Below are 11,783 nucleotides of genomic sequence, written 5' to 3'. Positions count from 1 at the left end.
CGGTCATGGGCACCCACGACGGCCACCGTCAGCGGTTAAAAACTGAATTTCTGGCCCGGCCGGACTCCTTTCCCGACCACAAGCTGCTGGAATTGCTCCTGTTCTACGCCAATCCCCGCAGCGATACCAATCCCCTGGCCCATGAGCTTCTGAATCATTTCGGCTCTCTGGCTGGGGTACTGGACGCAACACCGGAGGAGCTGCAAAAGGTCAAAGGCGTGGGCGAACACGCCGCCGTTCTGTTCAAAGCCGCCAAGGAATTGTCCGGCCGCTATCTCACCGCCCGCACCCAGATGGACGACATTGCCCGGAACACCAGAGACTATTTTGCCCTGCTCCAGCCCTACTTCTTCGGCGCCCGCAACGAACAGCTCTGCCTGCTGTGCATGGACGGTAAGGGCAAGGTGCTGGGTATCCGTAAACTGGGCGAGGGCAATGTAAACGCCGTCAACATTACCACCCGGCTCATCGCCGAGGCCGCCCTCTCCCTCAATGCCGCGGCGGTGGTGCTGGCTCATAATCACGTCTCCGGGATCGCCTTCCCCTCCGGCGACGATATCGCCACCACCGAAAGTCTGGCCCCCTTCCTGGCCCGGATGGGTGTGGAGTTGGTGGACCACCTGATTTTCGTGGACGACGATATGGTGTCCCTCCGGGACAGCGGCTTCTACCGGCCATAAGAACATTCTTTCGATTCATCGTTGCAATGGAACTGATGTTCTGATACAATGTGTCTGAGAGGTGATGGTATGCCTAAATTTGAAGTGGTCAGCGAATATCAGCCGGCAGGCGATCAGCCCGAGGCCATTGCCGCCCTGGCGGCAGGCATCGAAAACGGGTTGGATGAGCAAACCCTGCTGGGCGTCACCGGTTCGGGCAAGACCTTCACCATGGCCAAGGTCATCGAGGCGGTCCAGCGGCCCACCCTGGTGCTGGCCCACAACAAGACCCTGGCCGCCCAGCTGTGCGCCGAGTTCAAGGAGTTCTTCCCCAACAACGCGGTGGAGTATTTCGTGTCCTACTACGACTACTACCAGCCCGAGGCCTATATCCCCCATACCGATACCTTTATTGAAAAGGACTCTGCGGTGAACGAGGAGATTGACCGGCTGCGGCTGGCGGCCACAGCCTCTCTGATGGAGCGGCGGGACGTGATCGTGGTGTCCTCGGTGTCCTGTATCTACGGCCTGGGCGAGCCGGAGGACTTCGCCAAAATGATGGTCTCCCTCCGGGTGGGCGCTCAGATGGAGCGGGACGAGCTGCTGAAAAAGCTGGTGGCCATCCGCTATGAGCGCAACGACATCGCCTTTGAGCGCAATATGTTCCGGGTCCGGGGAGACACAGTAGAGATCTTCCCGGCCTACTGGAAGGACTCCGCCATCCGGGTGGAGTTTTTTGGAGATGAGATCGACCGCATCTCCGAGATCAACGTGGTCACCGGCTCCCCCATCCGGCGGCTCAACACCATCCCCATCTGGCCTGCCACCCACTACGTCACCCCCAAGGAGAAAATGGACGCCGCCATCCAGGAGATCTATAAGGAATTGGAGGAGCGTGTGGCCTTCTTCGAGCGGGAGGGCAAGCTTATCGAGGCCCAGCGCATCAAGCAGCGCACCATGTACGACGTGGAGATGATGCAGGAGCTGGGCTACTGCACCGGTATCGAGAACTACAGCCGGGTCATTGAGGGCCGTCCCGCCGGGTCCCCCCCCCACACCCTGCTGGACTACTTCCCCAAGGATTTTGTCCTCTTCATCGACGAGAGCCACGTGACCCTCCCCCAGGTGCGGGCCATGTACAACGGTGACCGTGCCCGAAAGACCTCCCTGGTGGACTACGGCTTCCGTCTCCCCTGCGCCTTTGACAACCGGCCCCTGAAGTTTGAGGAGTTCCAGAAACGCCTCAATCAGGTGGTCTATGTGTCCGCCACCCCCGGCGAATACGAGCGGGAACGCTCCGGCCAGATTGTGGAGCAGGTCATCCGCCCCACCGGCCTGCTGGACCCCAAGATCGAGGTGCGCCCGGTGGAGGGCCAGATCGACGACCTCATTGGGGAGATCAACGACCGCACCGCCCGCAAGGAACGGGTGCTGGTCACCACTCTCACCAAGAAGATGGCGGAGGACCTCACCGCCTATCTCACCAACGCCGGCATTAAGGTGCGGTATATGCACCACGACATTGACACCATTGAGCGGATGGAGATCATCCGGGACCTGCGGCTGGGCACCTTCGACGTGCTGGTGGGCATCAACCTGCTGCGCGAAGGTCTGGACCTGCCGGAGGTCTCTCTGGTGGCCATTCTGGACGCCGACAAGGAGGGCTTCCTCCGCTCCGAGACCTCCCTCATCCAGACCATCGGCCGTGCCGCCCGAAACGCCCAGGGTCTGGTGGTCATGTACGCCGACTCCATCACCCCCTCCATGCGCCGGGCCATGGACGAGACCGAGCGCCGCCGTGCCAAGCAGGACGCCTTCAACCAGGCCCACGGCATCGTGCCCAAGACTGTCATCAAGTCGGTGCGGGACGTCATCGACCTGTCCGAGGACAAAGGCGAGCTGCCCCACTCCAAGAAGGCTCTGTCCAAGAAGGAGAAGGAGGCCGCCATCGCCAAGCTGGAGAAGGAGATGAAAGAAGCTTCCAAGAGATTGGAATTCGAGTACGCCGCCATCCTCCGGGACCGTATCATCGAGCTGCGGGGCCAGGGGTGACCTCTTACAAGGAGGGCTGTTATCATGTACGACCGGCTGAAAAAGATCCTGCCCATTGTTTTGATCGTCATTGCCGCTGTTTTTTCCGCCCTCTATTTTTTTATTGGCCGCCGGTACGGCGTGGAGTACCAGGACGCCCTCTACTTCCTCAACTCCGAGCGCGGCGCCACAGTGTACTCCGCCAAAGTGGACGGCCAGAGCGCTTCCTTCACTGTAGAAAAGGACACCGTCACTTACCGATGGGGGGACACGGTCTATGGCCCTTATACCGTCCGTAAAGATCCCACTGCCGCCCCGGGCGGAGAGTGGGAGTACCTGGACCTGATCGGTGTAGAGATCCGGGAGGAGGACAGCATTCTTTTTCGGGGCGGATACGCCGACGATCTGTTTCTGTTTATACGGGAGGACGGCAAACCTGAGTCCAGCAGCCTCTTCCATGTGACCTACAACGGGGTTGAGCATGACGCAGACGGCAATGTGGTAGACCCCCACCAGCCCAGCCTGTCCACCCTCATCCGATTCTCCCAGCTGCCCAAAGCAGATGCCCACCGGGGCAGCCTGATGTACTGGTTCTTTGGGCTTTTGACGGCTGGAATTGCCGCTCTGCTCCTCAAGTTCGACGACACCCTGTTCCGGTGGGACCTATCCTTCCGCATCCGGAACCCGGAGTATGCCGAGCCCTCTGACTGGGAGATTTTTTCCCGTATCTTCAGCTGGATCGCATTTACACTTCTCTCCCTCGGCCTGTTTATCGCGGGACTCGTTATCATTAACTGACCAAACATCATACAAAGTGAGGTTTTTGTCATGAATTACGTCACACTTGGTAAAACTGGACTTAAAGCCGCCCAGGTTTCCTTCGGCGGCATTCCCATCCAGCGTGCCGACGCCGCCAATACCAAGGCGGTGGTGGACAAGCTGGAGCAGTACGGCATGAACTACATCGATACCGCCCGAGGCTACACCGTGTCCGAAGAGTATCTGGGCGCCGCCCTGGAGGGCCGCCGGGATAAGTTCATCCTGGCTACCAAGTCCATGGCCCGGGACAAGGAGTCCATGGCCAAGGATATCGACATCAGCCTGAAAAACCTGCGCACCGACTACATCGACGTCTACCAGATCCACAACCTGCCCGAGGCTGAGATTGACAAGGTGTTTGGCGAAGGCGGTGCCTGGGAGGCACTGAAGGAGGCCAAGGCCGCCGGCAAGATCGGTCATCTGGGCGTCACCGCCCACAACGTGGATGCGTTGAAGAAGATGATCGAGCTCCACGGCGACAAGATCGAAACCATCATGTTCCCCTACAACATCGTGGAGATCCACGGCCATGAGGTATTGAAGAAGGCCAAGGAGATGGATATCGGCACCATTGCCATGAAGCCCATGGCCGGCGGCAACCTGGACGACTGGAACCTGGCCCTGCGGTTCATCGCCGCTTCCGGTGTCATTGATATCGCCATTCCCGGCATGGGTTCCCCTGAGGAGGCCGACCGCAACGCCGAGGCCGCCGGGCATTTCTCCCCCCTCACCCAGGAGGAACTGGCCGAGTGCGACCGCATCCGCAAGGAGCTTGGCAACGAGTTCTGCCGCCGCTGCAACTACTGCGCCCCCTGCCCCAACGGCATCAGTATCCCCAACTGCTTCCTGATGGCCAACTATGCCCGCAAATACGGCCTGGCCGACTGGGCCAAGGCCCGGTACGACGCCATGCAGTACCACGCCGGCTCCTGCGTCCAGTGCGGCGCCTGCGAGAAGCGCTGCCCCTACAACCTGCCCATCCGTGATATGCTGGGTAAGGTGGCTGATCTGTTCGGCTATTGATCTTTTCCTTCCAAAGGAGTACCTGAACCATGCTCGACCATATTTCCGTCAAAGGCGCTCGCGCCAATAATTTGAAAAACATTGATGTGGACATTCCCCGTGACAAGCTGGTGGTACTCACCGGCCTGTCCGGCTCAGGCAAGTCCTCTCTGGCCTTTGACACCATCTATGCCGAGGGACAGCGACGCTATGTAGAGTCCCTGTCCTCCTACGCCCGGATGTTCCTGGGACAGATGGAGAAGCCTGACGTGGACTACATCGACGGTCTCTCCCCCGCCATCTCCATTGACCAGAAGACCACCTCCAAAAACCCCCGGTCCACCGTGGGCACCGTCACCGAAATTTATGACTACCTCCGTCTGCTGTGGGCCCGGGTAGGCACCCCCCACTGCCCCAAGTGCGGCAAGGAGATTAAGCAGCAGACCATCGACCAGATCATTGACCAGGTGCTGGAGCTGCCCGAGGCCACCCGCATTCAGGTCATGGCCCCGGTGGTACGCGGTAAGAAGGGCACCCACCAGAAGCTGCTGGAGGACGCCCGCAAGTCGGGCTACGTCCGCTGCCGGGTGGACGGCTCCCTGTACGACCTGACGGAAGAGATCGAGCTGGACAAGAACAAGAAGCACAACATCGAGATCGTGGTGGACCGGCTGGTCATCAAAGAGGATATCGCCCGCCGGCTCACCGACTCGGTGGAGGTGGCCTCCAACCTAGCCGGCGGCCTGGTTGTCATCAATATCGTAGGCGAGGACCGGGATATCATGTTCTCCCAGAATTACGCCTGTGAGGACTGCGGCATCTCCATCGAGGAGCTGTCCCCCCGTATGTTCTCCTTCAACAACCCCTTTGGGGCCTGCCCCACCTGTACCGGCCTGGGCTCTCAGCTGAAGGTGGACCCGGACCTCATCATCCCCAACAAAGAACTGTCCATCCTTGAGGGGGCCATCACCGCCTCCGGCTGGAACAACATCAAGGGGGATTCCATCTCCCGGATGTATTTTGAGGCTCTGTCCAAGAAGTACAACTTCAAGCTGACCACCCCTATCAAAGACCTGCCGGCAGAGATCATGGATATCATCCTCTACGGCACCAGGGGGGAAAAGCTGAAGCTGACCTATGAGCGGGAGAACGGCCACGGCACTCTGATGCAGCCCTTTGAGGGCATCATCAACAACCTGGAACGCCGTTATAAGGAGACCCAGTCTGACGCCATGCGCCGGGATCTGGAGGACTGCATGGGCGAACGCCCCTGCCCCGACTGCGGCGGCAAGCGCCTGCGGAAGGAAGCTCTGGCTGTCACCGTGGGGGGCATCAACATCGACACCTTCTGCCGCAAGTCCGTGACCGAAGCACTAGACTTTGTGGACCACCTGGAGCTCTCCGATCAGAAAATGCTCATCGCCGACCGCATCCTGAAGGAGATCAAGAACCGGTTGGGCTTCCTCCAGAGCGTGGGCCTGCAATATCTGACCCTGAGCCGGGCCGCCGCCACTCTGTCCGGCGGTGAGAGCCAGCGTATCCGCCTGGCCACTCAGATCGGCTCCTCCCTGATGGGGGTGCTCTACATTCTGGACGAGCCCTCCATCGGCCTGCACCAGCGGGACAACGACAAGCTGCTGGCCACACTCAAGCACCTGCGTGACCTGGGCAACACCCTGCTTGTGGTGGAACACGACGAGGATACCATGCGTCAGGCCGACTATATCGTGGATATTGGCCCCGGCGCAGGCGTCCATGGCGGCCAGGTGGTGGCCTGCGGCACCGCCGAAGAGGTGATGAATACCCCCGGCTCCATCACCGGTGACTACCTGTCCGGCCGGAAGAAAATCCCCGTTCCGGCGGAGCGGCGGACCGGTAACGGCCACTTCCTCACGGTCAAGGGCGCGGCGGAGAACAACCTGCAAAATGTGGATGTGTCCATTCCTCTGGGTACCTTCACCTGTGTCACCGGCGTGTCCGGCTCCGGCAAATCCTCCCTGGTCAACGAGATCCTCTATAAGCGGCTGGCCGCCGACCTGAACCGGGCCAAAACCCGCCCCGGCAAGCACCAGTCCATCGAAGGCGAGGAATATCTGGACAAAATCATTGCCATCGACCAGTCCCCCATCGGCCGCACCCCCCGGTCCAATCCGGCCACCTACACCGGCCTCTTCAACGACATCCGGGACCTGTTCGCCTCCACCCCCGACGCCAAGGCCAGAGGCTACGGCCCCGGCCGGTTCTCCTTCAACGTGCGGGGCGGACGGTGCGAGGCCTGCCAGGGCGACGGTCTTATCAAGATCGAGATGCACTTCCTTCCCGATATCTACGTCCCCTGCGAGGTATGTAAGGGAAAGCGGTACAACCGGGAAACCCTGGAGGTACGCTACAAAGGCAAGAACATCTATGAGGTGCTGGATATGACGGTGGAGGAGGCCCTCCCCTTCTTCGAGCATCTGCCCCGGCTGTACAACAAGCTCCAGACCCTCTACGAGGTTGGTCTCAGCTATGTAAAGCTGGGCCAGCCCTCCACCGAGCTGTCCGGCGGCGAGGCTCAGCGGGTGAAGCTGGCCACCGAGCTGGCCAAGCGCTCCACCGGCAAGACCATCTATATTCTGGATGAGCCCACCACCGGCCTTCACACCGCCGACGTGCATAAGCTGATCGAGGTACTTCAGAAGCTGGTGGACGCGGGCAACACCGTGGTGGTCATCGAGCACAATCTGGACGTGATCAAGACTGCCGACCACGTCATTGATCTGGGCCCCGAGGGCGGCTCCGGCGGCGGTACTATTGTTGCGACCGGTACCCCCGAGGCGGTGGCCCAGTGCCCCGCCTCCTACACCGGGCAGTATCTGAAGCGGATGCTGGAGTGACCTCAGGAGAGCTGACAGCCCATTGTGATGAATAAAAAACAGGCGCACTGCTATAGGCGTCAGTTTGCCTGTTTTTTTGCCTTTTGAGCGGAACAGCGTTGACAAAACACCGTTATTGTATTATACTATCATTAGCTAAACTATTTAGTTCATTATATAAACGTGAATTTTTTAACAGGAGGCAGCGCAATGAGCATTCAGAATGTGGTTCTCATCGGCGGCGGCGTGCTGGGCAGTCAAATTGCCTACCAGACCGCCTACAAAGGCTTTCACGTCACCATCTGGCTGAGGAGCGATGCCTCCATCGGCCGGGCCCAGCCCAAGCTGCAGAGGCTTCACGACATCTATGTGGCGGAACTCACTGCCGCCAAGTCCACCCCTGGCCCCTATAGTCCCGGTCTGCTGGACAACAGCCGCACCTACACTCCGGAGGAGATCGACGGGCTGATCGCCCAGGCGGACGCAGCTTTGACCGGCCTGACCCTGACCACCGACCTGGCCGGGGCGGTGAAGGACGCCGACCTGGTCATTGAGGCCCTGGCAGAGGTTCCCCAGGAAAAGATCGAATTCTATCAGAAACTGGCTCCTCTGCTGCCGGAAAAAACCATCCTGGCCACCAATACCTCCACCCTGCTCCCCTCTTCCCTGGCCCAGTATACCGGCCGGCCGGAGAAGTACCTGGCGCTCCACTTTGCCAACAACATCTGGAAGCAGAACACCGCGGAGGTCATGGGCCACCCCGGCACCGACCCGGCCGCTTACGAAGAAGTTGCCCAGTTTGCCGCGGATATCAGCATGGTGCCCCTGCGTCTGAAGAAGGAAAAAAACGGCTACCTGCTCAACTCCATGCTGGTCCCCTTCCTGATGGCAGCCCAGAGCCTGTGGGCGGAGGATATCGCCGACTTCGAGACCATCGACAAGACCTGGGTGCTGGCTACCGGCGCCCCCATGGGCCCCTTCCGCATCCTGGACATCGTGGGTATCACCACGGCCTACAATATCCTCACCAACAACCCTGCTGCCGCCGACCCCAATACCACCTACGGCAAAATGGCCAAGCGGCTGAAAGAAGAGTACATTGACACCGGTAAGCTGGGCATCAACGCCGGTGAGGGATTCTACAAGTATAAATAAGCATTCGTACACAAAAGGGGCGCCGCGTATCTCGCGGCGCCCCTTTTTTCATTCCTTACAAAGTCGTTCCCGTCCACTGACCTGCTCCAAATCAATCCGCCACACCGCGGTGCGGGGCAGGTGCTTCTCAATGACCTCCTCCACCCGTTCCGGGCAGTCGGGGGCATATTTTTTGCAGATGGCCCGCAGAGCTGCCTTCTGCTCCTCCGGGTCGGTCACCTCATGGGCGGTCCCACGGGCTACGGCGCTGGTGAACTCCGTCTCGTAGGCCGCCTGTACCACCCGCTGATGGCCTACAGCCGTCAGGCAGACCTGGGGGTGGAGTCTCAGGCAGTCCAGCTTTTCTCCCCCCAGCCTGGAGTGAAAATAGACCGCCTCCCCCACCCGAACGCCGTTAAGCGGCATACAATAGGGCAGCCCCTCAACGTCGTTTACCGCCAACACCATATATTCGCACCGGTCCAGGGCCTCCAGGCCCACATCCCGTCCATCATCTCGCTTCATATCTATCCGTCCCTTCCGGCCCCAAGGGCCTGTTCTCTCCCCCATCATACCCCCGCCCGAGCCCCATCGCAAGAAAAACTTCCATTCCCTCTTGACATCCTGCCGAGCAAGTATATAATAATATATGAACAATAGCTCATATGTTATTAGAAAGGATGGTCGCCATGACAGACAGCAACGGCGTGGAACGGTGCGATTACAGCCACGTCCACCAGGAGATCGTGGATAAAGTGGAGCGCACCATGCCGGAAGATGAGATCCTCTACGATCTGGCAGAGCTGTTTAAGATCTTTGGGGATTCTACCCGCATCAAGATCCTGTATGTGCTTTTTGAGTCGGAGATGTGCGTGTGCGACATCGCCAAGCTGCTGGGCATGACCCAGTCCGCCATCTCCCATCAGCTGCGGGCTTTGAAGCAGAGCAAACTGGTGAAATACCGCCGGGAGGGCAAGACCGTGTTTTACTCCCTGGCGGACGGCCATGTCCGCACCATTCTGGGCCAGGGCATGGAACACATTGCGGAATGAGAGGAGTTTTACGATGAGAAAGTCATTCAAGCTGAGAGATCTGGACTGCGCCAACTGCGCCGCCAAGATGGAGGATGCCATTCGCAAGCTGGACGGGGTGAACAGCGCCACCGTCAGCTTTATGACCCAGAAACTGACCCTGGACGCCGACGACGCCCGGTTCGACGAGATCCTCCAGCAGGCCGCCAAAGTCTGCAAAAAGGTGGAGCCCGACTGTACCGTTGTGTTCTGATCCTGTCATCTGTGTGCAAAGGAGAGATGGATCATGACCAAAAAGCAAAAGCGGATGCTCATCCGCATTCTGGCCAGCGGGGTGCTGTTTGTTGGGGCTGTACTGCTTCCCCTGTCCGGCTGGGCGGAACTGGCGGTCTTTCTGGTCCCCTACGCCGTCATCGGCTGGGATGTGCTGTGGCGGGCGGTGCGCAACATCGCCCACGGGCAGGTATTTGACGAGAACTTCCTCATGGCCCTGGCCACCATCGGCGCACTTGCCATCGGCGAATACCCGGAGGCCGTCTTTGTTATGCTGTTCTATCAGGTTGGAGAGTGGTTCCAGAGCTATGCGGTCAACCGGTCCCGCACCTCTATCGCGGCTCTGATGGACATCCGCCCCGACTACGCCAACATCGAGGTGGACGGCCAGCTGCAGCAGGTGGACCCGGAGGAAGTATCTGTGGGAGACGCCATTGTGATCAAGGCTGGGGAGCGGATTCCCCTGGACGGCGTGGTGTTGGAGGGAACCTCCACCCTGGACACCGCCGCCCTCACCGGCGAGTCCCTTCCCCGCCAGGTCCAGCCCGGCGACGATGTGGTCTCCGGCTGTGTCAACCTGTCCGGCCTGCTGAAGGTTCAGGTCACCAAGGCTTTTGAGGAGTCCACCGTATCCAAGATCCTGGACCTGGTGGAGAACGCCAGCAGCAAAAAGGCCAAGGCCGAGCACTTCATCACCCGATTTGCCCGGTACTATACCCCCATTGTGGTACTGGCTGCCGTGGCTCTGGCCCTCCTGCCTCCCCTCTTCACCCAGGTGAGCTGGCTGGATTCCATTCAGCGGGCGCTCAATTTCCTGGTAGTGTCCTGCCCCTGCGCCCTGGTGATCTCGGTGCCGCTCTCCTTCTTCGGCGGCATCGGCGGGGCCTCCCGGGCCGGTATTCTGGTCAAAGGAGGCAACTACCTGGAGGTGCTGGCCAAAACGGAGATCGTGGTCTTTGACAAGACCGGCACCCTGACCCAAGGAGTCTTTAACGTCACTGCCATTCATCCCGATCACTGTGACCAGAGCCAACTACTGGAGCTGGCCGCCCTGGCAGAGGCCTCCTCCGATCACCCCATCTCCCGCTCTCTGCTGGAGGCCTGGGGCCAGCTGCCCGACCGCAGCCGGGTCACTCAGGCGGAAGAGCTGTCCGGCCGGGGCGTCAAGGCTGTGGTGGACGGCAAAGTGCTCTGCGCCGGCAACGACAAACTGATGGATGAGATCGGCGTCACCTGGCACCCCTGCCACCATGTGGGCACCACGGTCCATGTGGCCGCCGACGGGGTCTATCTGGGGCACATCGTCATCTCCGACCAGGTAAAGCCGGACGCCCAACAGGCCATCGCCGCACTGAAGGCGGCAGGGGTGCACAAAACCGTGATGCTCACCGGCGATGCCAAGCAGGTTGGCGAGGCGGTAGCCGCCCAGCTGGGGCTGGATGAGGTCCACACCCAGCTCCTCCCCACTGACAAGGTAGACCGGGTAGAGGGACTGCTGAAAGAGGTATCCCCCAAGGGGGCCCTTGCCTTCGTGGGAGACGGCATCAACGACGCCCCCGTCCTTTCCCGGGCGGATGTGGGCATTGCCATGGGCGCCCTGGGTTCCGACGCTGCCATCGAGGCGGCAGACATCGTCCTCATGGATGACAAGCCCTCCAAGCTGGCCCAGGCCATTGCCATCGCCCGCCGCACTCTGGCTATTGTCCGTCAGAACATCGTGTTTGCTCTGGGGGTAAAACTGCTGGTGCTGGTGCTCAGTGCTCTGGGCCTGGCCAATCTGTGGGAGGCCGTCTTTGCAGATGTTGGCGTCTCTGTTATCGCCATTCTCAACGCCATGCGGGCCATGCGCACCGCCAAGATGAGTGAATTGTCAAACTAAGTGCAACAGGAATTGAGTTCGAAGTCCCATAATTCCTGGGCAGAATGGAAATTCAAAACTTTGCGAGGCCTGGCGTTAATTAACGCCAGGTTTCGTTTTA

Annotated in this window: 10 protein-coding genes; 9 read left to right on the top strand and 1 reads right to left on the bottom strand. The window is 59.9% G+C overall.

The annotated features are described in order from the left end of the window. The first annotated feature begins 5 nt into the window (after window positions 1–5). The 6 genes from radC (at window position 6) to B5F94_RS07070 (ending at window position 8,521) form a co-directional block, all read left to right on the top strand. Window positions 6–680, top strand: coding sequence for a JAB domain-containing protein (radC, locus tag B5F94_RS07095; RefSeq protein ID WP_087188023.1), 675 nt, complete (start codon window positions 6–8; stop codon window positions 678–680). A gap of 69 nt (window positions 681–749) precedes the next feature. Continuing rightward, window positions 750–2,711, top strand: a complete 1,962-nt coding sequence (uvrB, locus tag B5F94_RS07090; RefSeq protein WP_087328980.1) for an excinuclease ABC subunit UvrB — start codon at window positions 750–752, stop codon at window positions 2,709–2,711. 24 nt (window positions 2,712–2,735) lie between these two features. Continuing rightward, a complete protein-coding gene (locus B5F94_RS07085) occupies window positions 2,736–3,488 on the top strand; it encodes a hypothetical protein (protein WP_087328978.1) in 753 nt (250 codons plus the stop codon). A 30-nt stretch (window positions 3,489–3,518) separates the two neighbouring features. Further along, on the top strand, window positions 3,519–4,532 hold the full coding sequence (locus B5F94_RS07080) for an aldo/keto reductase (protein ID WP_087328976.1): 1,014 nt from the start codon (window positions 3,519–3,521) through the stop codon (window positions 4,530–4,532). Between the two features lie 29 nt (window positions 4,533–4,561). Then, a complete protein-coding gene (uvrA, locus tag B5F94_RS07075) occupies window positions 4,562–7,387 on the top strand; it encodes an excinuclease ABC subunit UvrA (RefSeq protein ID WP_087328974.1) in 2,826 nt (941 codons plus the stop codon). A gap of 189 nt (window positions 7,388–7,576) precedes the next feature. After that, a complete protein-coding gene (locus B5F94_RS07070; RefSeq protein ID WP_087328972.1) occupies window positions 7,577–8,521 on the top strand; it encodes a 3-hydroxyacyl-CoA dehydrogenase in 945 nt (314 codons plus the stop codon). A gap of 48 nt (window positions 8,522–8,569) precedes the next feature. On the opposite strand, the gene B5F94_RS07065 is transcribed toward B5F94_RS07070, so the two are convergent. After that, window positions 8,570–9,025, bottom strand: a complete 456-nt coding sequence (locus tag B5F94_RS07065; RefSeq protein ID WP_087266502.1) for a pyridoxamine 5'-phosphate oxidase family protein — start codon at window positions 9,023–9,025, stop codon at window positions 8,570–8,572. 164 nt (window positions 9,026–9,189) lie between these two features. On the opposite strand from B5F94_RS07065, the gene B5F94_RS07060 reads away from it, so the two are divergent. The 3 genes from B5F94_RS07060 to B5F94_RS07050 are packed head-to-tail and all read left to right on the top strand — an operon-like array spanning window position 9,190 to window position 11,683. Further along, window positions 9,190–9,552 carry an ArsR/SmtB family transcription factor gene (locus tag B5F94_RS07060; protein ID WP_087266504.1) on the top strand — a complete coding sequence of 121 codons (363 nt, stop codon included), beginning with the start codon at window positions 9,190–9,192 and terminating at the stop codon, window positions 9,550–9,552. Window positions 9,553–9,565: 13 nt separating this feature from the next. After that, entirely contained in the window at window positions 9,566–9,784 is a 219-nt protein-coding gene (locus B5F94_RS07055; protein WP_087328970.1) for a cation transporter, read from the top strand. A 33-nt stretch (window positions 9,785–9,817) separates the two neighbouring features. After that, entirely contained in the window at window positions 9,818–11,683 is a 1,866-nt protein-coding gene (locus tag B5F94_RS07050; protein WP_087328968.1) for a heavy metal translocating P-type ATPase, read from the top strand. Window positions 11,684–11,783: the final 100 nt, after the last annotated feature.

Origin of the sequence: Flavonifractor sp. An4 (assembly GCF_002161755.1) — a bacterium.
GTDB lineage: Bacteria > Bacillota > Clostridia > Oscillospirales > Oscillospiraceae > Flavonifractor > Flavonifractor avicola.
The sequence above is the reverse complement of the archived record's forward strand: the minus strand, read 5'-3'. Positions and strand labels throughout refer to the sequence as shown.